The organism is Acetobacter aceti NBRC 14818 (genome assembly GCF_000193495.2).
Classification (GTDB): Bacteria; Pseudomonadota; Alphaproteobacteria; order Acetobacterales; family Acetobacteraceae; genus Acetobacter; species Acetobacter aceti.
On sequence record NZ_AP023410.1, the window covers coordinates 1131825 to 1155646 of the forward strand.

A 23822-nucleotide genomic window follows, 5' to 3' on the forward strand; every position below is an offset into this window, starting at 1 on the left:
AGTGGGCCAGTGGCACGTGCGTTGCTGCGTGAGGGGGCATATGGGGCGTTTCATGCCCGAATGCAACAGATTTTTTTATTACACCGAAAAAACTGGAAAACCCCTTCTCTCTTCCTTTAAGACATTCAATAACTGTCTTTCATGAAACAGAAACTTTCGCAGTAGAATCTTCGGATTCTGGTGGGCTGTCTGTCCACCCAACTCTACTCCGAGCGCCTCCTCAACTCAGGGCGCGCCCTGCACTCCCGGCAATCGCTGCAGGCTTCACCGAATATAGTTTGAGGTTGACGACATCTGATGAGTTCTTCCCTGTCCAATGTTCCCCTTGAACCCAAGCTTGAAACAGGAATGCCTGCGGGCGATTCTGGGGCGACCGAACAGAAAGACAAACCTCGCCGCCACCTGTCCTCCCCTTTCGCACTGACCCGAGCTGACTGGAAAGCCGTCTGCAAATCGACGGTGACGTCCATCATTGCCGGACCGACCACGCTGATTGCCGCAGGCTGCGCATTTTATGCCACGCTGGCGCTCTTTCCTGCCATCAGCACCCTGATCTCCATTTACGGCCTCGCTTTTGACGTACAGAGCGTCGCCACGCAGCTGAACTCCATAAGGCAACTGCTTCCACCAGCCGCTTTCACAATCATTGAAAACAGGGTCAACGAACTCGTTTCGGTGCCTCACAGCTCCCTGACCATGAATCTGGCCATCTCGACATCCATCGCGCTCTGGTCAGCATCAGCCGGCATCAAATCCATTCTTTCAGCCCTGAACATTGCCTATGGCACCACTGAAACACGCAGTTTCATCGCGTTTCAGGCGCTGGCCCTCGCCCTGACACTGTCCGCGATTCTGGAAATCTGCCTTGGGGTAGCGATCATGGTCGCGGTTCCCATCCTGTTTCAGCTCCTGCCGGTTATCCTGCAGATTGATCCGCCGCCCGGTTCCATCGAACTGGGCGTCCGGCTGGCGGGTCTCAGCATCATGTCCGTGCTGATCATTCTCGCCTACATGCTGCTTTACCGCGTGGGTCCGAGCGGCCATCACGCCAAATGGCGGTGGGTCATTCCAGGCGCTGTTGCAGCGACCTTCATCTGGATTCTGGCCGCCTCCGGCTTTTCCTATTACGTCGCCAACATCGCGAGCTATGGCTCGACCTACGGACCCCTCGGTGCCGTCATCGCTATCATGATGTGGTTTTTTGTCAGTGCATGGGTCGTTCTGCTGGGTGCCGAATTCAACGCTGAGCTGGAAGCGCGGGCGCAGTCGACCACACGGGAAATCCTGAGAGTCTGAAGTGGAATACCGGCCAGCAAATTTCACAAAGGGACACAGCCCCTTTGATCCCGCCTTACTTAAAATGAATGGATACAAGAGAGCTGTGGCCTCTCCCGACATGGAGAAAACCGGCGGCTCTCCTGTCTGCAAAGTATAATTACAGCAAAAAAGGCCTGACACGCATTGGGCGTATCAGACCTTTTTACTGAAGAATCACTGTTCCTGACGGGTGTGGCCTCAGCATAACATCAAAAGATTACTCGGGTGCCTGAGCAACCTCGAGAGCTTCTTCTTCCGTCAGCGGGCTGACCGCCACATGCGCAACACCCTTGCGCAACATCCCCAGTTGCGCCGCCGCTGCATGTGACAGATCAATCACACGCCCACCTTTATAAGGGCCGCGATCATTGACGGTCACGACGATCTGTCGACCGGTTTCCTCGGACCGCACAAGAAGCTTGCTGCCAAGCGGTGCGGAAGGATGGGCAGCCGTCATCTGGGAAGGATCAAACCGCTCGCCAGTCGCGGTGCCACGATGCGCAAAACGACCGCCATACCAGCTCGCCATTCCATGCTGGATGTGATGAGCCAGCGACGTTGCTCCAGCGGCCTGTTTCGCAAGGGCTTCCTTTACCGATGCAGCCCAGCTTGTGTGAACGGGAGGTGTCGAAAAACCGGAATCATGCGCCTGCGTGGCTGCCTTGGCCTCGGCGACACCGACTGTCCATGACAGGGCCAGCATTGCGAAAAGCCCGGAACCGTTTTTTCCACGCGAAAACAGCACGCATTCACCAGATTTCTGTTGAGACTTTAGTCAGTAAAGCCGATTTTTCCGAGAAATTCAACCCTGACAGACAGTCAGTGCGGTGAGCCGTTAATTGCAACAATCACAAGCTGATCTGAAAGGCTCCTTCAAAAAATTTTACTTCTGTAAAAGCAGCTTAAATCACACAAGTTACTACAGTAATTTTCAAGACAAACTCTCAATCGCTGAATTTACACCAATATTCCGCCATTTCTTTTCCACAAAGAGATTACATTACGAAACATATCATGCAAAAAATGATGAACCGACTCTTGGAGTTAAGGAATGGGCGTGCTAACGGCGCGCAGTTATGGAACGCCCCCTCATCGCCGTCCTCAACGGTCCCAACCTGAATATGCTCGGCCTCCGCCAACCGGAAGTCTACGGCAGAACGACACTCGATGATGTCGAGCAGCTTTGCGCGCAGAACGCTGAAAAGCTGGATGTCGGCATTGATTTCCGGCAGACCAATGGGGAGGGAGAGCTGATTTCCTGGGTTCAGGAATGTCGGGGACGGGCACAGGGCATCATCATCAACCCGGCAGGCTACACACACACTTCCATCGCCCTGCTCGATGCGCTGCTGGCTGTCGATCTGCCTGTGATCGAGGTCCATATTTCCAATATCCATCGCCGTGAGCCATTCAGACATCATTCTTATGTCTCGCGCGCTGCGGTGGGCGTCATCTGTGGTCTGGGTGTGCAGGGCTACGCGCTTGCACTTCAGGCAATGACCGACATACTTTTGAACGAGGAAACGCAATGAGCCGACTGCTCGTAGACGCAGATGCCATACGGGCACTGGCCGATATCCTGACGGACACCGGGCTGACCGAGATTGAAGTCGCCGAAAAGGACAGCCGTATCCGCGTTGTTCGTGCTGCCTCCACGGTCGCCGCAGCCCCGGTGCAGGTGACCGCCCCAGTGGTCCCGACGCCTGCTGCGGCATCCCCGGCCGCCGCCGCACCTGCCGATCTGTCCAAGCATCCGGGCGCCGTCAACAGCCCGATGGTCGGCGTGGCCTATCTCAGCCCTGACCCGTCTTCTCCGCCCTTCATCACGGAAGGGCAGACTGTAACAGCCGGCCAGACGCTGATGCTGATCGAAGCGATGAAGACCTTCAACCAGATCAAGGCCCCGAAAGCCGGCACGGTAAAACAGATTCTCGTGGCATCCAACGATCCTGTTGAGTTCGGCCAGCCACTTGTCATTATTGAATAATGTTTTCCAAAATCCTCATCGCCAATCGCGGCGAAATCGCATTGCGCGTCCTGCGGGCCTGTCGCGAGATGGGCATCCGCTCGGTCGCGGTCCACTCAACCGCCGATGCGGACGCCATGCATGTCCGTCTCGCTGACGAGGCTGTCTGCATCGGACCGCCTTCGGCTCGCGACTCTTATCTGAATGTGGCGGCGATCCTCTCCGCAGCGACGATCACGGGCGCAGAAGCCATCCATCCCGGCTACGGCTTCCTGTCCGAAAACGCTGACTTCGCCGAGACCGTCGAAGCGCATGGCCTCGCCTTCATTGGCCCGACCGCGGAACATATCCGCACCATGGGCGACAAGATCAGCGCCAAGACCACGATGGAAGCCCTCGGCGTTCCTCTGGTTCCGGGTTCGGACGGCGAACTCCTCAGCATTGAGGAAGCCTACGAAGTTGCTGACCGCGTTGGCTACCCGGTCCTGATCAAGGCTGCCGCCGGTGGCGGTGGTCGTGGCATGAAGGTCGCCCAGACACGCGAAGAACTGCCCGAAGCCTGGAGCGTCGCCCGCACCGAGTCCCTCGCAGCCTTCGGTAATGACGCGGTCTATCTCGAGAAATATCTCGACAAGCCGCGCCACATCGAATTGCAGATTATGGGCGATACGCACGGCAACGTCGTGCATTTTGGTGAGCGTGACTGTTCGCTCCAGCGTCGTCACCAGAAGCTGCTGGAAGAGGCAGGCTCCCCTGCCCTCACAGCGGAAGAACGTGACGCCATTGGCGCGACGGCGACGGCGGCACTTTCCAAGATGGGCTACCGCAACGCGGGCACACTGGAATTCCTGTATCAGGATGGTCAGTTCTGCTTCATCGAGATGAACACCCGCCTTCAGGTCGAGCATCCGGTGACGGAGATGGTCTGTGATGTGGACCTTGTCCGTGAGCAGATCCGCATCGCGGCTGGCGAACCGCTTGGCTACAGCCAGAAGGACATTACCTTCTCCGGTCATGCTATCGAGTGCCGCATCAATGCGGAAGACCCAGACACGTTCATCCCAAGCCCCGGCACAATTACGGTCTATCACCCGCCGGGTGGACTCGGCGTGCGTATCGATAGCGCCGTCTATGCCGGTTACCGCGTGCCGCCTTACTATGACAGCATGATCGCCAAGCTGATCGTCCATGCTCCGACACGTGCCGCTGCCATCGCACGCATGAGTCGGGCGCTGGATGAGCTGGTGGTCGAGGGCGTGAGCACAGTCGTTCCTCTGCACCGCCGTATCCTTGCAGATCCGGAGTTTCAGAAGGGCGACTATACGATCCACTGGCTGGAAAACTTCACCGCCCGCGGAAAATAACAAGGCGGAGGCGCAGCGGGTCGAAACACGCTGCGCCTTTGTTCTGAATAGCAGAATCTGGAAAATCCAGCCGCTTTTCCGTCCGGGTCACTCCCGGACTTTTTCTCGTTGCGGTTGCCACATCGCAACCACTTCACTAAGCACGCCGCCAACGACGCCTGACCGACGTTTTGCCAGACCGTCGTTTTGATGGACTCCTTCGCGAAAGACTCGACTTCGATGAGCCAGACCAGCCTGTTGCCTGTAAAGCGCGCCCTTCTCTCCGTCTCCGACAAGACCGGATTGATCGAACTGGGTCGCGCCCTCGTTGCTCAGGGAGCAGAAATCCTGTCCACCGGCGGTTCCGCAAAAGCCCTGCGTGACGCTGGCCTGCCCGTCGTCGAAGTCTCCGACCATACCGGTTTTCCCGAAATCCTGGATGGCCGCGTCAAGACACTGGTTCCGCAGATTCACGGCGGCATCCTCGGCCGTCGCGATCTGCCCGCGCATGTCGCACAGATGGAAGAACACAAGATCGCACCGATCGATCTGGTCGCCGTCAATCTTTATCCGTTTGAGGCAACCGTCGCGTCCGGCGCTTCTGCTGACGACTGCATCGAGAACATCGACATTGGCGGTCCTGCGCTGATCCGTGCTGCGGCCAAGAACCACGGCCACGTCGCGGTGCTGACCAGCCCGGACCAGTATGGCGCCATCATTGAAGCGCTTCAGGCTGGCGGCACAACGCTGGAAGCCCGCCGTGCACTGGCTGGCGCAGCTTATGCCCGCACCTCAGCCTACGATGCCGCCATCGCTGGATGGTTCGCCAAGGAGCGCCACGACACGTTCCCGGAACGCTTCACCCTGTCGGGCATGCGTCGGGAAGTCCTGCGTTATGGCGAAAACCCACACCAGCAGGCCGCTTTCTATACTGACGGCAGCAAGCGTCCCGGTGTGGCGACAGCGCGTCAGGTGCAAGGCAAGTCCCTGTCCTACAACAACCTCAACGACACGGACGCTGCCTTCGAAGCCGTCGCCGAATTCAAGGATCCGGCCGTCGTTATCGTCAAGCACGCCAACCCCTGTGGCGTGGCGACTGCCGCCAACCTCAGCGCGGCGTGGGACAGCGCCCTGCGTTGCGATCCGGTGTCGGCCTTTGGCGGTATCGTGGCTCTGAACGGCACGCTGGACGAAGAGACGGCAAAGAAGATCTCTGCGATCTTCACGGAAGTCATTGTCGCTCCCGATGCAACCGAAGCGGCGCAGGCCGTCCTCGCCAGCAAGAAAAACCTCCGTCTGCTGCTGACCGGCGCTCTGCCCAACCCGACCGAAGGCGGCGTGATCGTCCGTTCCGTCGCGGGTGGTTTCCTCGCCCAGACGCGCGACAATGGTCGGATCGAGAAAAGCGCGCTGAAAGTCGTGACGAAGCGTGCACCGACCGCCGAGGAAATGCGCGATCTCATCTTCGCCTTCCGCGTCGCCAAGCACGTCAAGTCGAACGCCATTGTTTACGCCAAAGACGGCGCGACTGTTGGCGTGGGTGCAGGCCAGATGAGCCGTGTGGATTCCGCGCGTATCGCCGTCAGCAAAAGTCTTGAAGCGGCGAAAGCTCTCGGCCAGTCCGAGCCGCTGACCCGTGGCAGTGTGGCGGCCTCAGACGCCTTCTTCCCGTTCGCCGATGGTCTGGAGACCATTGTGGCTGCCGGTGCTACCGCCGTGATCCAGCCGGGTGGCTCCATCCGTGATGACGAAGTCATTGCAGCCGCTGACAAAGCCGGAATTGCCATGGTGCTGACCGGTATGCGTCATTTCAGGCACTGATCCGCATACGAAAAGGCTTGTCCGGATACGTCACTCGTGGCGATATCCGGACTGCTTTATTTTTCGCGCTTTTCCGGCCTGTTCGCTCTCTGCCAGCAAACGGCCAGTGAACGATTGGACCAGTCATGCGCCACCTGTTACGCCTTGCAGTCATTGCCGCCGGTTCCGCCGCGGCGCTTAGTGCTTCTCCCGTTCTGGCGGCCTCATCATCAGCCGAAAGCGGCCCCGCCTCGGTCTACGATCTGTCCGTGCTCCCTTCGTTCAGCGGGACTGTGACACAGTATATCCCTTCAGCGGGAGGTGGCGTGACCGGTCTGCTTCTCTCCGATGGTATGCAGGTTCTCGTTTCACAGGATCTGTCGTGGGATATCCCCAAGATCGTCAAGCCGGGCGAAAAGATCACCGGCACCGGCCTGAAGGGGAAAGTTCTTCCCATTATTCAGGCCTTTTCTCTCTCTGGGCCACGTGGCAGCCGTTCCGAGGATGTTGGCATTGCCATGCCGCAGCACTCTCCTGAAATGGTCGCCGGACCTGACATTGTAGTGCATGGCGAGATCACTCACCCACTCTACAACATTCAGGGCGTACTGATTGGTGCCATTCTGAAGGATCATACGGTGATCCGTATCCCAACCCGCGATGCAGCAAAGATCGCAGCATGGCTGAAGCCTGGAGCCATGCTCTATGCAGCGGGACCGGGCGCTACGGGTGTTTATGGAACGGCCATCAACGCGCATCAGATCGGACCGGATGCCCAGCAGCTACTTTCCGTAACGGCGGATGATCTGCCGCCTCCGGGCCCGCCGCCCGGTTCAGCAGGCTATGATGTGATCAAGTCGGCGGAGACGCACTGACGCGCTCGAAAGCTGTTGGCGTCTCTCCCTCGGCGATTGGGAAGTGCGTTTTGTCAGGAAAGACACTTATAACGGCTTGTAGCCTTCCCTGACTACAGGCCGTTATACTGATCGATGCAGATCGTCTATCAACCTTACGAAACTGGACCACGGACAATCGTGCGGAACAGAGTCTCCGCTTCTGCGTGCAAACCTGCGGCTGGCGGGACAGAGGCCTGCTCCCTGGCCCACTCAAATTCCGTTTCAATCAGGGTGTCGAGAACCAGTACAGACGGTCCCAACGCGTTCTCGCCCAGCTTCATCTTCAGAGCGAGCAGACGGCCGATCTCCGTCTTTTCTTGAGCATTTAAGCCAACCCCTGCGCAGAGCTCCTGAAAATTCATTGGCGGGACAACTCCCGGCTTCATTCGTATCCAGCGGATGGCCATCGCAGGCCGCAGGGCATAGAACAGTCTTTTGTAATGGGTAACGCCTGTCTTTGCGCAGGCCATTTCCGCAAGATGCTTCTGCTGGCTTCCCAGACGCAGATAATGGTGCAGATAGGCTGTTGAATCACCAGTCTTACGTCCCAACGCCACCAGTTGATCAGCCGCATCACTCCACCGGTAATGGACAGGACTGGAAAGCCATTCGACAAGAACCGGATTGGGCTTGAGAAGCAGATTCAGCGCCTTACGGATATCCCAGCCATTGATATCCCAGAACTCGGTCACGGGTTGCTCTATAACATCCCGTCCGGGTGTAAGGGAGAGATACCAGTCTTCCTCATGCACATAGACGAACCGCACGTCATAATCGCTGTCGGCAGACGGAAAGCCCCATGCCCGGCTGCCACTCTCGACAGCAAAGAGAATACGAACGGCATGTTCCCGTTCGATATCGAACAGCTTCTGGTCGATTTCTTTACGGATGGCAGGATTGATGAGAGGAAGACGGTCAAGCGACATGGACGCATTTCTATAAAAGACAAGGCGAAGTTTAAGATTCCCTGTCTATCTTATTTTAACCTGTAATTCTCAACAGCAACTTACCGAGCGCAAGACGATAATGCAGCTCAACGAATGAAGCTGAAAGCAATAAGGAAGTTTTTGGTGAAGCTTTTTCCAAAAAGCTTCATGGAACGCCGTTTTCCTGAAACTACTTCCGAACAAACGTCCAGTACATCGGCTGACGTCCGGCTTTGATAGCCTTTGCCTCATAACGCGTCGGAGGCCAGCCTTCCGGACGCTCAAGCGCAGGAGGAGCCGTCTCGAAGAAATCCTGATTGTCCATGACCTCTTCGACCCATGCCTGATAGGTCGGATCATCACTTGCTACACGCCAGATTGCACCGGGCTTCAGCGCACGAGCCACAAACGGCAGATTGCCGGGGTGGACAAAGCGACGTTTGGCATGGCGCTTTTTCGGCCATGGGTCCGGGAACATCAGAAACATCCGGTCCAGCGACGCTTCCGGCAGATTCTGGAGCAGCAGACGCGCATCATCGTCCCACAGACGCAGAAGCGGCGGCACAGGTGAGGTTGCTTCCTCACGTGATGGGAACAACGGCGCGAGAAGCGAGCAGAGCCCGTTCTCAAACACTTCCGAGGCAATGTAGCCAACGGAAGGATGCATCTCGATCTGGGAGAGAACATGCTCTCCACCACCAAAACCGACTTCCAGCCAGACCTGCTCAGGCTGGGTATCGAACGCCGCTTTCGGATCGGAGGCTTTGTCTTCCGGAAACCTTATCCGGGGCAGCGCCTCATCAATCAGGCGCTGCTGGCGGTCGCGCAGCGGATGACCCCGCTGGCGACCGTAAAGACGCTGAGCCGGTGGCTTCAGAGTGGAAGCGGTCTTCTCCTCACTCTCATGCGGAGTAACCGCGCCACTCTTTTCACCCACCACACTCATCGTCCTGCTTTCAGCGGTTGAAAGCGTTACGCAGCGCGTCGACGAGATCCGTGCGCTCCCACGGGAACGTGTCACGGGCTTCGTCAGGCGTACGACCGAAGTGACCGTAAGCGGACGTCTCGGTGTAGATCGGACGGTTCAGACGCAGGTGCTGACGGATGCCGCGCGGGGAAAGGTTCATGACCTCGCGCAGAACCTTCACCAGCTTGGCCTCGTCGATGTCCTTGCCTGTGCCGTCGAAGTCGACATAGACGGAAAGCGGATGCGACACGCCGATGGCGTAGGACAACTGAAGCGTGCAACGGTCAGCAAGACCAGCAGCGACAACGTTCTTCGCCAGATAGCGGGCGGCGTAGGCTGCGGAGCGGTCAACCTTTGTCGGATCCTTGCCGGAGAACGCGCCACCGCCGTGAGGAGCCGCACCGCCGTATGTGTCGACGATGATCTTGCGGCCTGTCAGACCGGCGTCGCCGTCCGGACCACCGATCACGAAGATGCCGGTCGGGTTGACGTAGAATTCCTTGTCGGCAGGCATCCAGCCTTCCGGCAGCACGTCCTTGACGATGTTGTGCAGCTCATTGCGGATGACGTTCTGGTCCACGCCTTCGTCATGCTGCGTCGAGATCACGACAGATGTCGCTTCGACCGGCTTGCCGTTGAGGTAGCGCAGGGTCACCTGGCTCTTGGCGTCCGGCTGCAAGCCCTTCGCACGCGGATCACCAGCGCGACGCAGGTCACGCATCGTCTTGAGGATCTTGTGGGAGTAGTACAGCGGCGCCGGCATGAGCGTCTCGGTCTCGTTGGTCGCGAAGCCGAACATGATGCCCTGATCGCCAGCACCCTCGTCCTTCTCGCCTGCGCTATCGACGCCAACAGCGATGTCAGCGGACTGCGCGTGCAGGTAGTTGCTGATTTCAGCATTCTTCCAGGAGAAGCCTGCCTGATCGTAACCGATGTCACGGATCGCTTCACGGGCGGCTTCGATCAGACCTTCCGATGTGATGGAAGACGGACCGCGGACTTCACCGGCAAGAATGACGCGGTTGGTTGTCACCAGCGTCTCACAGGCAACACGTGCTTCCGGGTCTGCCGTCAGATAAGCATCCAGAACCGTATCGCTGATCCGGTCCGCCACTTTGTCGGGATGGCCTTCGGACACCGATTCCGAGGTAAACAGGAAGTCGCCTTGCTTGAGCATGATTGTGCCAACTGCCTCGCTATTAGTGAGAATTCGCGATCTCGCGAAGATCTCGGTATGAGAGTTCTGTCGTTTGGCGGATGACGGCGGCGGGGTCAAGCTGCAAGGCTTTCCCGGTTGCGCTGCAAGAAATCCGTTCTGACAACCTCAGGAGAGGCCGAGAACGTCTTCCATATTGTAAAGTCCCGCTATTTTGCCGCTGACCCACTCGGCGGCCTGCACTGCGCCATCTGCAAAAACCCGTCGGTCAAAGGCACGATGACCAAGGGTGATCTGTTCGGTGGCGGATGTGAACAGAAGCTCGTGCTCTCCCACGATCTGTCCTCCGCGCAATGCAGCAAATCCGATTTCACCCGTCTTGCGTGCGCCACAGTGTCCTTCCCGCGCCGGCGCACGCACGTCGGAAAGCTTCACGCCACGCCCCTGCGCCACAGCTTCACCAATGGCCAGCGCTGTCCCGGATGGCGCGTCCACCTTCTGCCGATGATGCATCTCGACAATTTCCGCATCAAAACGCTCAGCCGACAGAGCCATGCCCATTTCACGCGCCAGCCGGAGCACCAGCGTGACGCCAGCAGAGAAATTCGCAGCCTGCACAACGCCGATTGTCTGCGCGGCCTCATCCACTGCGCGCTGATCCTTCTCCGACAGTCCGGTCGTGCCAAGCACCCAGGGCACACCAGCATCCTTCAGAGCCGCAGCATGATCAATCACGGACGACACATGCGTGAAATCGATGACAACATCAGAGATGTCCGCAAGCTGACGCATATCCGCACAGAGCGTGATCGAACCGTCCCGGGTCAGTTCAGCCATGCTGAACGATGTGGCACCCGGATCACGGCATGTGCCGCCGGCAACGACACAACCTGCGTCGAGCGCGCTTTTCACCAGCCCCTGCCCCATCCGTCCTGAAAGTCCTGCAATTCCGACGCGCAAGGGAGAGGAAGTCATCACCACACCATACTTCTAAGTTATTGCCTGTCGTGACACGCCAGCATTATCTGCAAGGTCACGGCCAGCTGTTTCCGGTGTTTTTCCTACGCCGTTTGCCCCCCTAACTCAACAATCCCGCCTTTGACTGCCAGCAGGGCTAGAGATAGGGCGAAAACAGCCGCATCGCCGCATCCCGCAGTTTGACCGGGAGAATGCGCTCATCAAGATCATGGTGTGTCAGCCGTCCACGCCGGTGACTGCATATGAAATCGTCGATCTTCTCCGCAAAACCGGCCTGATAGCTCTCCACATTGATCTCGAAATTGAGCCGCAGGCTTCTGGTATCGAAATTGGAGCTTCCGACAAAAGCCCATTCCCGATCGACCACCATCAGTTTGGCGTGGTTGAAAGGCGGTCCGCTGAGCCAGACACGACATCCGGCGTCCAGCATCGGATGGATATCGGCCCGGCACGCCCAGTCCATGATGCGATGATTACTCTGCCGGGGAACGATAATCTCGACCTGCACCCCTCGCAACGCGGCCAGAGCCAGTTCGGACTGGAGGCGCGTGCCGGGAAGAAAATAGGGGGTCATCAGCCTCACACTGTGACGCGCCAGAGTAATAGCCTGCAAAGCCGTATACTCGATCTTTTCAAGATCCGTGTCCGGTCCGGCCGTCACTACCCGCAGCAGTTCGGTCCCCTCTTCCGTGAGCGGCGGGAACCATGTCCTTCCAGCCAGCTCCTCGCCACAGGTAAACGACCAGTCCCAGGCAAAAGCCTCGGCCAGTTGTCTGACCACCGGCCCTCGTACACGGAAATGCATGTCACCGACACGTTTTGCGATGTCGGTCGCACCACAATTCTCATCACCGATATTCAGGCCACCGAGAAAGCCTGTTGCCCCGTCAGTCACCAGAATTTTGCGATGATTACGAAGGTTGATGAACGGCATGCGCCACGGGAGAACGGAATGGAGAAACCGCTCGCAGGGCACGCCTGCCTCCTGCAACGCCTTTGCCGCAGGACATAAGAAATATCCCGCGCCGATACCGTCGAGCAGGACGCGCACTGCCACACCGCGTCGATGAGCCTCAATCAGGGCTGATACAAATATTTTTCCGATCCGGTCGTACCTGAAAATATAGGACGACAGCATGATGCTGGACTCAGCCTGACGAATCGCCTCCAGCATGACCGGGTAGGCATTGTCGCCATCGATCAGGATATCAAGCTGATTGCCCCCGAGCAACGGACGACCGGTGATCCGTCCAACCATCCGTGAGAGCAGTCGGAATGATCCTGTGTCTCCCCTGCTCCACCTGACTACCGGATCGGCCCCGCTTTCCTGTGGATTGCGGGCCTGCACAAGTTTACGCGCCAGACGGTGAACACGGTTGATGCCGAAAAAGAGATAAAGACAAACCCCGAAAAACGGCACAACCAGCACCGTTCCAATCCATCCGATCGCCGCAGACGTATCCCGTTTTGTCAGGAGAATATGCCCGGCGGCTATCATGGCCACCGCACAGTGACTGATCAGCAGGCCATCCAGCGTGAGGGTTGTAGCGTTTGGCAGAATTCTCTCTTCCTTTCACCTCTGTTTAAGGAAATTCTTACCTTACCGGGAGACAACCGGGAGAATGCAAACGCACCAACATTCCCTCATATCCCGGCAGCCGGAACGTGGCCGCACTGCCTGGCGGAATGGCGTGCAGGCTGAAACCATCGCCGAGCAGGCGCTTCTCTCGCATGGATGGCAGATTCTCCTGCGCCGCGCCCGTACACCGGCTGGTGAAATCGATCTCGTCGCACTCAAAAACGGACAACTGAGCTTTATCGAAGTCAAGAAGCGGACAACATATGCCCGCGCGGCAGAAGCAATCAGTGAACGGCAACGCCACCGGATCATGAAGGCAGCCGAATGTCTTCTCGCCACCCATCCTGAATGGATTTATGACACGGTCGTATTCGATGTCATTCTTGTAGATGAAACTGGTGTTCCCAGAAGAATCCGGAATGCTTTCTGGCAAAGCTGACGTATCAGAAAGACAAGGGCACCCGGGAAAGAAACTGAGGGACTAACCCTGATAAACAAAAAGCCATCCGACACTGTCAGATGGCTTTCCACTTCATAGCACTGAGAAAACGTCAGGTACGATTGCGCACATGGGCAGAATGAGACGCTTTCTTCGCGACATGGAATGACACCAGGTGAATCATGGGATGAGTGGACTGCGCACGGGAGGCCAGAACAGTGCGCCCCCGCGAAGCAGCGGCAACTGAATGACGTGCCACAGCATGATGCACGACCGGATGATAAACAGGCACAGCCGTCAAGGACTCGAGGGTCAGCTTGCTGGCTTCATAATCGGAAATGACGCGCTCGGCGTGAGCCGATTTGACGTGAGTGACAGCAACAACCGCAGAAACACCTGCCGTGATAATCGTCAGCTTCCGCAGTATCGTCCTGATCATTTTCATCCCCGGATTTCGTTTCTCCACACGAGTATACGTCATTGCGTGACGCTCACAACCCGCTGATTGTGCCTAAAGGGAGTAAATTACTATTTCATTTCTATCGTTCGTCAGATGGGGGAACGATATATACTGGCCTGAAAGAACAAATCAAAAACAGAAACCTGCAATATCGTGGCAAACCGATATTGCAGGCGGGAAACCTTACGCAGCAGCAGAGGCGATTCCCTTTTCCTTAAGCAGTGTCTGCAGCTCGCCGGACTGGGCCATTTCCATCACGATATCGCAGCCGCCGACGAACTCGCCCTTGACGTAAAGCTGCGGAATGGTGGGCCAGTCAGAGAAGATCTTGATGCCTTCGCGCATTTCAGGATCAGCCAGAACGTTCTCGGCCTTGAAAGGCACGCCGAGGTGGTTCAGCACCTGAACGACACGGGCGGAGAACCCGCACTGCGGGAAATCCGGTGTGCCCTTCATGAACAGCATGACGGGGTTTTCTTCAACAAGCGCCTGAATGCGCTGACCAACAGGTGTGGACATCTCTGCTTACTCCAGTTTCCGGGCAGACCCGCATCAACTGAGGAGTCTGCCCGGTTTTATTCAGAAAATCGGGGACATCAGGGGGCTGACGTCTTGAGCGCAAGCGCGTGCAACGTTCCGCCCATGTGCCCTTCGAGCGCATTATAGACCAGCTTGTGCTGTTTCACCCGCGGCAATCCACGAAAGGCTTCACTGACGACAGTGCAGGCGTAATGATCGCCGTCGCCCGCCAGATCGTCGATGCTCACTTTTGCGTCAGGAAACGCCTTGAGGATGTAGGCCTCGATATCTGCCGCACTCATGGCCATGACCATTCTCCTTTGATAACCGATGAATCCGGTCCGAAACGTCGCTCAGCGATCCATCAGGGCGGGGAAGAACGCAGCATGGGCCACATTCATACGCGCCGCAGACACTCGCGCCCCACTTGGAAGAACCAGACAGTCACCACCGATGGCTGCTGCCACCCGCGCGGGAACACCTGCTTTCTCCGCCGCAGCGAGGAACGCCTTGCCGTCACCTTCGACCGCAACCAGATAGCGCCCCTGATCCTCACCGAACCAGAACGCTTCCGGACGCATGCCCGACTGCGGCGGCTCAAGCGTGCAGCCATTGCCGGTCGCCATGACCATCTCGGCGGCTGCGATCAGAATGCCACCGTCAGAGACGTCATGGCAGGCTTTCACCGCACCGGACGTGATCTGTTCACGCACGAAGTCGCCATTGCGACGTTCTGCGGCCAGATCCACATCCGGCGCATCACCCGTTTCGCGTCCAAGGATTTCCCGCAGCCAGAGCGACTGGCCGAGGTGGCCTTTCGTCTCGCCCACGAGGATCAGCGTGCCGTTCTCAGGCATACCGAGCCCGACATTCTTCGTGACATCATCCAGCACACCCAGACCACCGAGAGCCGGGGTCGGCAGGATGGCTGAGGTCGTGCCATCCGGATTGCGGGTCTCGTTATAAAGCGAGACGTTGCCGCTCACGATCGGGAAGTCGAGCGCACGGCAGGCTTCGCCGATGCCTTCGATGGCACCGACGAACTGCGCCATGATCTCGGGCTTCTCGGGATTACCGAAGTTCAGGTTGTCCGTCACGGCGAGTGGACGGGCGCCTGTCGCCGTGATGTTGCGCCATGCCTCGGCAACCGCCTGCGCCCCACCCTTCTTCGGGTTGGCGCGGCAATAGCGCGGTGTGCAATCCGTGGTCAGCGCCAGACCAATGGATGTGTCCTCGACCTTGACGATGGCCGCATCCGCGCCACCCGGACGACGCACGGTCTGTCCACCGACTGTGCTGTCATACTGGTTCCAGATCCATGCGCGCGAGGCGATATCCGGACAGCCGACCAGACGGATAAGCGTCTGCTCCAGACCGAGCGGATCATGGATGTCACCAACAGGCTCCGGCGCGGGCAGAGGTACGGTCGGACGATCGTAGATCGGAGCCTGCTCCGCCAGCGGGTCCAGCGGAATATCGGCTTCGACCTGCCCCTTGTGGCGCACGACGATGTTGCCGGTGTCGGTCAGATGACCGATGACCGCGAAATCCAGTTCCCACTTCTCGAAGATCGCACGCGCGACCTCGGTGCGTTCCGGCTTGATGACGATGAGCATGCGCTCCTGACTCTCGGAGAGCATCATCTCATAAGCCGTCATGTTCGGCTCACGCTGCGGAACAGCATCAAGATCAAGGTCGATGCCGACACCGCCCTTGCCCGCCATTTCGACGGACGAGGAGGTCAGACCGGCAGCGCCCATATCCTGAATGGCGACAATCGCATCGGTCGCCATCAGCTCAAGGCACGCCTCGATCAGCAGCTTCTCGACGAACGGATCGCCGACCTGCACGGTTGGGCGCTTGGCCAGCGCGTTCTCGTCGAACTCGGCGGAAGACATGGTTGCGCCATGGATACCGTCGCGGCCCGTCTTGGAGCCGACATACACAACCGGATTACCGATACCCGCAGCAGCCGACAGAAAGATCTTGTCCTGACGGGCAACGCCGACCGTCATGGCGTTGACCAGCGGATTGCCGTCATAGGCCGGGTGGAAGTTTACTTCCCCGCCGACCGTCGGCACGCCGACGCAGTTGCCGTAACCGCCGATGCCACGCACCACACCATCCACGATCTGACGTGTGCGGGGTGTTTCCGGCGAACCGAAGCGCAGGGCGTTCAGGTTGGCGACAGGACGCGCACCCATGGTGAACACGTCACGCAGGATGCCGCCGACGCCCGTCGCTGCGCCCTGATAGGGCTCGATGAAGGACGGATGGTTGTGGCTCTCCATCTTGAAGATGGCGGCCAGTCCCTGCCCGATATCGACCACACCGGCGTTCTCGCCCGGACCGTGGATGACCCACGGCGCCGTGGTCGGCAGGGTGCGCAGCCACTTGCGGGATGACTTGTAGGAACAGTGCTCGGACCACATGACCGAAAACACGCCCAGCTCCGTCAGGCTCGGCGTGCGACCCATGATGGCGAGGACGCGATCATATTCCTCGGCGGAGAGGCCGAATTCGCGGGCCAGATCGGCGTTGACCGCTTTCTGCTTGCTGCTCATCGGACCAGAGCCTCCACCAGACTTTCGAACAGGGGCTTGCCGTCTTCACCGCCCATCAGCGGATCAACGAGGTCTTCCGGATGCGGCATCATGCCGCAGATGCGGGAGTTGGCGCTCAGGATACCGGCGATAGCGTCGAGGCTGCCATTCGGATTGCTGTCGCGGTCAGCCGCGTCAACCTTGCCGTTCGGCGCAGAGTAGCGAAACGCCACGCGGTTCTCGCCATGAAGCGTCTTCAGCGTCTCGGCGTCCGCGACATAGTTACCGTCACCGTGGGCGAGCGGCGTACGGAACACATCGCCCTTCTTCCAGCGGCGCGTGAACGGTGTCTCGGCGTTCTCGACACGAAGATGGCAGTCCTGCGACAGAAAGCGCAGACCAGCATTCCGCAGCAGCGCACCCGGCAGCAGGCCGGTTTCCGTCAGGATCTGGAAGCCGTTACAAACGCCGAGGATGTGGCCACCCTTTTCGGCGAATGCGCGGATTTCCCGCATGATCGGGGAGTGCGCAGCCATTGCGCCACAGCGAAGGTAATCGCCATAGCTGAAGCCGCCGGGCAGCACGACGAGATCAAGCTCGGGAAGCTCGGTGTCCCTGTGCCAGAGGATTTTCGGAGCGTGACCGGTAACCGCCTTCAGGGCGATCGCCATGTCGCGCTCCCGGTTGGTCCCCGGAAAAACGACGATACCGGCTTTCATTTCTTCTGTTCCGCGGGCTTGGAGGAAGCAGCACAGGGGTAGGAATCATGCAGGGCCATGAACACGCCCTCACCCACCGGTTTCTGCAGCACGTCCTTGTGCGCCTTCAGCCAGGTGATGACATTGTTGCGCATGGCCGCGCTTGTTTCCGTGGCGGGAATGCAGAAACCGGCAGGGGCGTTCGGATCGCCTTCATTGCGATCATTGATCTTTGACAGCGTTCCGGCGTCGGCCAGTCCGGAAATATAGGCGTCACATACGGACGCGCCGGCAGGACGAGTGCAGATACGGTCGAAATTACCAGCCGTCATCGGCGAGACGCGCTGCGCCATGGCTGCATCGGCAACAAACAGGCCGGACGCAAGGAGAAGAGCGGTCGAGAAAACGGAAAAACGGCTCATTTCACCACCTCCACAGCAAAGTCTTCGATCACTTCATTGGCGAGAAGCTGCTTCGCCATCTCTGTGGCGCGCGCCTCAACCTTTGCTGCGTCCGAGCCTTCAACATCTAGCTCGATCACCTTGCCGACCCGGACTTCTTTCACTTCCGGAAATTCCAGCACATGAAGGGCGTGGCCAATGGCCTTCCCCTGCGGGTCAAGCACACCCTCTTTCAGAGAAACAGTCACGCGAACCTTCATACCGCCCTCCGGCCTTCTGGCCTTAACTCTTTCAAACACACCCTTAACGGCGTGCTTACTGCATTGTTTCAGAACCTTTGAGATCGCCGTTTCCGGCCTCGGGCAGAATGCCGAGACGACGGGCGACCTCCTGATAAGCTTCCTCGACCTGACCCATATCCCGACGGAAACGGTCCTTGTCGAGCTTCTCGTTTGTCTTGGCGTCCCACAGGCGGCAGTTATCCGGAGAAATCTCATCCGCAAGGATGATGCGCATCTCCTCGCCTTCCCAGAGACGACCGAACTCCAGCTTGAAATCGACCAGCGAAATCCCGACGCCGGCGAACAGGCCCATCAGGAAATCATTCACACGTAGCGACATGGCGACCATGTCATCCAGATCGTGCGGACCGGCCCAGCCAAACGCCGTGATGTGCTCTTCAGCCACCATTGGGTCACCCAGAGCATCGTTCTTGTAATAATACTCGACGATCGAACGCGGCAGACGGGTGCCTTCCGGAATCCCCAGACGCTTGGCGATGCTGCCGGCTGCGATATTCCGGATCACGATCTCCAGTGGAATGATTTCCACCTCACGGATCAACTGCTCCCGCATGTTGATGCGACGGATGAAGTGCGTCGGGATGCCAATTTCCTGCAACCGCAGCATGATGTACTCGCTGATGCGGTTGTTCAGGACACCCTTGCCGGTGATGATGCCATGTTTCGCGCCATTCCCTGCCGTGGCGTCGTCCTTGAAATACTGCACGAGGGTTCCGGGTTCCGGCCCTTCAAACAGGATCTTGGCTTTACCTTCATACAGCTGGCGGCGGCGGGCCATGGTCGTTCTTGCTCACTCTCGGCTTGCGGGAAGACTGAAACAGACCCACCCGCAGTTTTCCGGCCCAACACAGGCCTCCTGCGGCTGCCTCTTAGCAGCCTTCGAAGCGAGATGATACTGCCGGGTTGGAGAAACGCACCCGGACGCTGCCGCACGGAAAGAACTCTCGGGAATTAAACATGCACATTAGATGCATATTATTTTAGCCGAAAAAATGGTGAAAAACGCGCAAAACAGGCTCAAAAAGTCGAAAAACCCGTTCGATCGTCCAAAGTGATGGACCGTATGACCTTACACGGCACGCCCGCCGCGATGACGTTGGGAGGAATATCCTTCGTCACAACACTTCCTGAACCGACAATACTGTTATCGCCGATCGTAACGCCCGGATTGATATGAACCCCGGCACCGATCCAGACGCGATTTCCAATCACCACAGGTCTGGCGTAACAGGCCCCAGCGGCGCGTTCATCAGGATCAATGGCATGATTGGCCGTGTAAATGCCCACCCGAGGGCCAAACAGCACACTGTCGCCAATGGATACTGTCGCCGCATCAAGAATGATGCAGTCAAAGTTGGCGTAGAATTTTTCACCGACGGAAATGTTGAAGCCAAACTCGCACCGGAAGCGCGGTTCGAAATGGGCTCCGCTGCCCACATGATGCAGGAGAGTTCGCAGGAGTTGCTCACGCTCTGCCTGCGGACGGCCGAAACTGTCGTTGTAACGGTCAGAAAGATGGACGGCCCGCGCCCGGGCATCAACCAGTTCAGGCGTCAGATCATTGTAACAGGAACCTGTCAGCATGTGCCGACGCTGTGCGATCAGATCCATCTGCAACCGCCCATATATTATATAAAGACTGAACCGCCTTTCCGGAAAGCAAAACCGCTTCCTCAGAAAAGGCGGTTTCAGGATAAATCAGGCCTGCGGACCAGCCTCGCCGAAGATCAGCTTGTAGCGATCATCAACAGCTTTCAGGTGAGAGCGGCTATCCATGGCGGCATCCAGCACCTCAGGTGCGATCCGACCGGCGATTTCTGGATCAGCGTCCAGATTTTCACGGAAGGTCTTGAAGCCCGGCTTGCCGAGTTTGGTCCATGTCTCCATCGCGCAACGCTGCACGATGCGATAGGCGTCCTCACGCAGCACGCCCGCACGGGCCAGAGCCAGCAGCACCTCGCCGGAATGCACGACACCACCAAGGCTTTCGATGTTGGCGGCCATCTGGTCCGGATAGACCAGCAGCTTGTCCATCATGCCCGCGAGACGAGCCAATGCGAAGTCGAGACCAATGGTCGCATCCGGGCAAATGTTACGCTCAACTGAAGAGTGACTGATATCGCGCTCATGCCACAGCGCCACGTTTTCCAGAGCCGGAATGACAGCGGCACGCACCAGACGGGCCAGACCTGTCAGGTTCTCGGACAGAACCGGATTCCGCTTGTGCGGCATCGCGGACGAACCCTTCTGGCCCTTGTGGAAGAACTCTTCCGCCTCGCGCACTTCCGAACGCTGGAGATGACGCACTTCCGTCGCCAGACGCTCGATACCGCTGGCAATGACGGCCAGCGCACAGAAATAGGCGGCGTGACGGTCGCGCGGAATGACCTGCGTGGAGACCGGCTCCGGCTTCAGGCCCAGCTTGTCGGCGACATAGGCTTCCACACGCGGGTCGAGATGCGCAAAGGTGCCGACGGCACCCGAAATGGCGCAGGTGGCGATCTCGGCGCGAGCCGTTTCCAGACGTTTCTTGTTACGGTCAAACTCGGCGTAATGACCAGCCATCTTCAGACCGAACGACGTCGGCTCGGCGTGGATGCCATGGCTGCGACCAATGGTCAGCGTGTATTTGTGTTCGAAAGCCTGCTTCTTCAGCGCAGCCAAAACCGTATCGAGGTCGGCCAGCAGAAGGTCCGTCGCCTGCGTAAGCTGGACCGAGAGGCAGGTATCAAGCACGTCGGACGATGTCATGCCAAGATGCACGAAGCGGCTGTCGGGGCCGATCTTTTCCGCTAGCCACGTCAGGAAGGCGATCACATCGTGACGGGTCTCGGCCTCAATCGCGTCGATGCGGTCGAGATCGGTCTGCGAGAACGCGGCCATCGCGGCGTCGCCCTTCTCGCGGATGGTGCGGGCGGATTCCTTGGGGATCTCGCCCAGTTCGGCCATCGCCTCACACGCCAGAGCCTCGATTTCGAACCAGATCCGATAACGATTTTCGGGGGCCCAGATAGCCAGCATTGCGGGTCGTGTGTAGCGAGGCACCATGGGCGCGTTTCCTCTTTCTGCTCAAAATCAGGCTGCTACGAGCCTCATCACCACGACCATTAGGGAGCATCAGGACGTCATGGAGCGCTCGCGCGCCCTGACAGAACAAGCATTCCCCTTATGGTCTTTCGAGCCTCCTAGAACATTTCGGCGGGCGACGGAATGGCCTGAGCCATTCTATCCGGGTTTTCTGCCGTTCTGAGGCGCTCCATCGAGCAGAATTCTGTAAAAACCGTCCTCAACTTCGCTTTCCCTACCCTAAAGCCATTCGCATCTACGCGTCTCCCTCTGACCCATTTTCTACAGGTCGAAACGCGCGCTCAGCGTCACAGTACGAGGTGCGCCGGGAAACAGATTTCGGCTCCCCCTGCTCAGCCAGTACCGGACATTGCCGACATTCTCGACCGCCGCCCGAAACACCATCGGATGTCCCCCGACATTCACGGCGTACGATGCGCCAACATTTCCCACGATATAGGATGGAAGGCGGATTGTGTTGGCGGCATCAAGCCAGTTCCGTGAGACAAAATTGAAACCGGCGTTTACACTGAGTCCCTTGACCGGGCGTATCCGGTAATCGGCATTGAAAGCAGCCTGAAACGGCGCCACCGCTTCCAGTTTATGGCCTGCATAGCCGACAGCGGCTTTCACATAGCGGGCGTCCAGATAGGCAAGACTGCCATTGACGTTCAGATCCCGCGTCAGAAGCCATGAGGCCGATGCCTCCACACCCTGATAACGGGACTTGCCGTCCTGAACGTAATAATTCTGGGCATTTGTATAGGCGGCCCCTGTATCCATACGGAAGACAGCCAGTGTGCCACTGAAGGTTTTGCGCTGTACCTTGATGCCGGCTTCGTACTGATCGCTTCGGATCGGGCCGAACACCTGCATGTAGTTCACATTGCTCGAACCCGCCTGCCCTCCAGCCTGCATGGCCTGCACCCAGCTGAAATAGGCATTGATTTCCGGGGTGATTTTATAACTCAGCGAGACGATAGGCGTGACGGGATTATTACGATGGGCTGCTGTCCTGCTACCCGTTTTCGAATAATCGTTTTCCATATAATCCGTGTAACGGGCTCCCGCCATCAGGGACCATTTTCCATAGCTGAATGTATCACTCCAGAATGGGGCGACCTGCTGGTAATCAATGTAGCGATACATGCGAGGATTAAAATTCGTCGCATTCGAGATGATCGGCCTCCCATCATGAATGTTACCGTATTCAAGAGGACCAAGAGCGCCTGAATTGGCGTCTGCATCGAACATCTGCCGCAGCCAGGTGATGCCCACGATTACATCCTGACGGACCGGGCCAGTCGTGAAATGTCCCTGCGTGATGGCATCTACCTGATGATAAGTCAGAACACGTTTCTGCTCGAATGCCTGATTATAATAATCTCCATCCGGACTGGTGAAGGTGATCTGGTTGGATGGAAACTGTTCGTTGAGGTGGGTGTAGCCATATGTCAGTGCGGCAGACCAGTTTTTTGCAAACTCCCAGTCGAATCCGGTGCTGAACCGCTTCATATCGTTTGTCTTCCAGGAATTTTTCGCGCCGAAGACAGAGCGTCCGCTGATCGTCTCAATAGCACCCACACCATTTGCAGATGCGATCGTGTTGACCATGCCTTTCTGGAGAGTGTTCAGATAAAAACTGTTGAAATGCCAATGCAATTTATCAGTAATACGGATGTCAGTAGTAAAAGAGGTCGAAAGATTTCTCACAAAGCTGGCGTTATACTGGTTCCCGACCTCGCTAGCGAAAGAAAGACGTGTCTGGACACGATGCGCGGAATCAAGCGAGCCGCCGACATCCAGCATCTGCCGGAACACCGCGTCTGAACGGTAACCCGCCTCCAGTGTGACTTTCCTATTTTCAACCGGCGCTTTCAGCCGGTAATCCAGAACGCCGCCCGGCGACCCAAAACCATACATGAAAGCGGATGCTCCCTTGAAAACCTGAATGGTATCAAAATTGGCAACGGGCAGATCAATATACCAGTAAGGGATCGCCATCCCGTCTATTTTATAACCGTTGGTCCAGTCCAGATTGAGCCCACGCACGCGGACGCTCGAGCCTGACGCCGTGGACGTTCCGTTGGAATTGGCCTGAACGCCGGGTTCATACCGCATGACATCGTTAATGTCGGACGCCTGCATCGCTTCAATCTTGGCCGCTGAAACAGAACTAACCGAAAAAGGCGTGTCAAATTCGGATTTGTTTCCAAGCGCACCCAGCGGTACATGCCGGGCAAGCCGAGGAGCATTACGGACTGTCCGCACCGTAATAACTTCTGATCCGCCCGTAACATGTTTTGGAGCTACCGCGTGCTTTTCAACAGCTTTTGGTGCTGCCGTCGCCTGCGGGTTGCGCACACGCACGGCATGGTCACTTGAGGCATACGGTGTCGCGGCATGGGCTGTAGAAATGCCGGAGAGTGAGGCGATCAGAAAGGAACGCAACCCGATGTGGGCCAT

General features: G+C 57.9%; 24 protein-coding genes. 7 read left to right on the forward strand and 17 right to left on the reverse strand.

The genetic code is table 11. The annotated features are described in order from the left end of the window. Window positions 1-297: 297 nt before the first annotated feature. The gene (locus EMQ_RS05100) at window positions 298-1296 is read left to right on the forward strand and encodes a YihY/virulence factor BrkB family protein (protein WP_010668015.1); all 999 of its coding nucleotides are present in this window, start codon (window positions 298-300) and stop codon (window positions 1294-1296) included. A 238-nt stretch (window positions 1297-1534) separates the two neighbouring features. Here EMQ_RS05100 and EMQ_RS05105 read toward each other — a convergent pair whose 3' ends face one another. Further along, window positions 1535-2062, reverse strand: coding sequence for a septal ring lytic transglycosylase RlpA family protein (locus tag EMQ_RS05105; RefSeq protein WP_010668819.1), 528 nt, complete (start codon window positions 2060-2062; stop codon window positions 1535-1537). Window positions 2063-2393: 331 nt separating this feature from the next. Between EMQ_RS05105 and aroQ the strand changes: the two genes are divergently transcribed. The 5 genes from aroQ to EMQ_RS05130 all read left to right on the forward strand — a co-directional run bounded on the left by aroQ (window position 2394) and on the right by EMQ_RS05130 (window position 7301). Then, a complete protein-coding gene (gene aroQ / locus EMQ_RS05110) occupies window positions 2394-2849 on the forward strand; it encodes a type II 3-dehydroquinate dehydratase (RefSeq protein WP_010668754.1) in 456 nt (151 codons plus the stop codon). Beyond that, complete coding sequence (gene accB, locus EMQ_RS05115) at window positions 2846-3304, forward strand: acetyl-CoA carboxylase biotin carboxyl carrier protein (RefSeq protein WP_018308363.1); 459 nt, start codon at window positions 2846-2848, stop codon at window positions 3302-3304. Before aroQ ends, accB begins: the two co-directional genes overlap by 4 nt. Further along, complete coding sequence (gene accC, locus EMQ_RS05120) at window positions 3304-4647, forward strand: acetyl-CoA carboxylase biotin carboxylase subunit (protein ID WP_010667930.1); 1344 nt, start codon at window positions 3304-3306, stop codon at window positions 4645-4647. Before accB ends, accC begins: the two co-directional genes overlap by 1 nt. A 219-nt stretch (window positions 4648-4866) precedes the next feature. Then, window positions 4867-6447 (forward strand): bifunctional phosphoribosylaminoimidazolecarboxamide formyltransferase/IMP cyclohydrolase, encoded by a 1581-nt coding sequence (gene purH / locus EMQ_RS05125; protein ID WP_010667931.1) that lies wholly within the window; start codon window positions 4867-4869, stop codon window positions 6445-6447. A 125-nt stretch (window positions 6448-6572) separates the two neighbouring features. Next, window positions 6573-7301, forward strand: coding sequence for a hypothetical protein (locus EMQ_RS05130; RefSeq protein WP_018308362.1), 729 nt, complete (start codon window positions 6573-6575; stop codon window positions 7299-7301). Window positions 7302-7435: 134 nt separating this feature from the next. Here EMQ_RS05130 and EMQ_RS05135 read toward each other — a convergent pair whose 3' ends face one another. From EMQ_RS05135 to cls, 5 genes are all read right to left on the reverse strand, one after another. Further along, window positions 7436-8248, reverse strand: coding sequence for a nucleotidyltransferase domain-containing protein (locus tag EMQ_RS05135; protein ID WP_010669214.1), 813 nt, complete (start codon window positions 8246-8248; stop codon window positions 7436-7438). 190 nt (window positions 8249-8438) lie between these two features. Next, window positions 8439-9194: a tRNA (guanine(46)-N(7))-methyltransferase TrmB gene (gene trmB, locus EMQ_RS05140; RefSeq protein WP_010666453.1), complete on the reverse strand. Its 756-nt coding sequence runs from the start codon at window positions 9192-9194 to the stop codon at window positions 8439-8441. A gap of 10 nt (window positions 9195-9204) precedes the next feature. Continuing rightward, a complete protein-coding gene (gene metK, locus EMQ_RS05145) occupies window positions 9205-10392 on the reverse strand; it encodes a methionine adenosyltransferase (protein WP_010666454.1) in 1188 nt (395 codons plus the stop codon). A gap of 147 nt (window positions 10393-10539) precedes the next feature. Further along, window positions 10540-11346 (reverse strand): 4-hydroxy-tetrahydrodipicolinate reductase, encoded by an 807-nt coding sequence (gene dapB, locus EMQ_RS05150; protein WP_048874279.1) that lies wholly within the window; start codon window positions 11344-11346, stop codon window positions 10540-10542. A 139-nt stretch (window positions 11347-11485) separates the two neighbouring features. Beyond that, window positions 11486-12847, reverse strand: coding sequence for a cardiolipin synthase (cls, locus tag EMQ_RS05155; protein WP_010666456.1), 1362 nt, complete (start codon window positions 12845-12847; stop codon window positions 11486-11488). 124 nt (window positions 12848-12971) lie between these two features. Between cls and EMQ_RS05160 the strand changes: the two genes are divergently transcribed. Beyond that, window positions 12972-13367 (forward strand): YraN family protein, encoded by a 396-nt coding sequence (locus tag EMQ_RS05160; protein ID WP_010666457.1) that lies wholly within the window; start codon window positions 12972-12974, stop codon window positions 13365-13367. A 112-nt stretch (window positions 13368-13479) separates the two neighbouring features. On the opposite strand, the gene EMQ_RS05165 is transcribed toward EMQ_RS05160, so the two are convergent. The 11 genes from EMQ_RS05165 to EMQ_RS05215 all read right to left on the reverse strand — a co-directional run bounded on the left by EMQ_RS05165 (window position 13480) and on the right by EMQ_RS05215 (window position 23822). Further along, a complete protein-coding gene (locus EMQ_RS05165; protein ID WP_231367991.1) occupies window positions 13480-13806 on the reverse strand; it encodes a hypothetical protein in 327 nt (108 codons plus the stop codon). 204 nt (window positions 13807-14010) lie between these two features. Then, window positions 14011-14346: a Grx4 family monothiol glutaredoxin gene (gene grxD, locus EMQ_RS05170; protein WP_010666459.1), complete on the reverse strand. Its 336-nt coding sequence runs from the start codon at window positions 14344-14346 to the stop codon at window positions 14011-14013. Between the two features lie 77 nt (window positions 14347-14423). Continuing rightward, window positions 14424-14654 carry a BolA/IbaG family iron-sulfur metabolism protein gene (locus EMQ_RS05175; protein ID WP_010666460.1) on the reverse strand — a complete coding sequence of 77 codons (231 nt, stop codon included), beginning with the start codon at window positions 14652-14654 and terminating at the stop codon, window positions 14424-14426. A gap of 45 nt (window positions 14655-14699) precedes the next feature. After that, entirely contained in the window at window positions 14700-16910 is a 2211-nt protein-coding gene (purL, locus tag EMQ_RS05180) for a phosphoribosylformylglycinamidine synthase subunit PurL (RefSeq protein WP_010666461.1), read from the reverse strand. Then, window positions 16907-17608: a phosphoribosylformylglycinamidine synthase subunit PurQ gene (gene purQ / locus EMQ_RS05185; RefSeq protein ID WP_010666462.1), complete on the reverse strand. Its 702-nt coding sequence runs from the start codon at window positions 17606-17608 to the stop codon at window positions 16907-16909. The genes purL and purQ overlap by 4 nt, the downstream gene beginning before the upstream one ends. Further along, window positions 17605-18009 (reverse strand): Rap1a/Tai family immunity protein, encoded by a 405-nt coding sequence (locus EMQ_RS05190; protein ID WP_010666463.1) that lies wholly within the window; start codon window positions 18007-18009, stop codon window positions 17605-17607. Before EMQ_RS05190 ends, purQ begins: the two co-directional genes overlap by 4 nt. Next, entirely contained in the window at window positions 18006-18248 is a 243-nt protein-coding gene (gene purS, locus EMQ_RS05195) for a phosphoribosylformylglycinamidine synthase subunit PurS (protein ID WP_010666464.1), read from the reverse strand. Before purS ends, EMQ_RS05190 begins: the two co-directional genes overlap by 4 nt. Before the next feature lie 55 nt (window positions 18249-18303). Continuing rightward, the gene (gene purC / locus EMQ_RS05200; RefSeq protein WP_010666465.1) at window positions 18304-19068 is read right to left on the reverse strand and encodes a phosphoribosylaminoimidazolesuccinocarboxamide synthase; all 765 of its coding nucleotides are present in this window, start codon (window positions 19066-19068) and stop codon (window positions 18304-18306) included. A gap of 239 nt (window positions 19069-19307) precedes the next feature. Continuing rightward, the gene (locus EMQ_RS05205) at window positions 19308-19901 is read right to left on the reverse strand and encodes a sugar O-acetyltransferase (protein ID WP_010666466.1); all 594 of its coding nucleotides are present in this window, start codon (window positions 19899-19901) and stop codon (window positions 19308-19310) included. Window positions 19902-19988: 87 nt separating this feature from the next. Further along, window positions 19989-21338, reverse strand: a complete 1350-nt coding sequence (gene purB / locus EMQ_RS05210; protein ID WP_010666467.1) for an adenylosuccinate lyase — start codon at window positions 21336-21338, stop codon at window positions 19989-19991. A 300-nt stretch (window positions 21339-21638) separates the two neighbouring features. Further along, window positions 21639-23822, reverse strand: coding sequence for a TonB-dependent siderophore receptor (locus EMQ_RS05215; RefSeq protein ID WP_010666468.1), 2184 nt, complete (start codon window positions 23820-23822; stop codon window positions 21639-21641).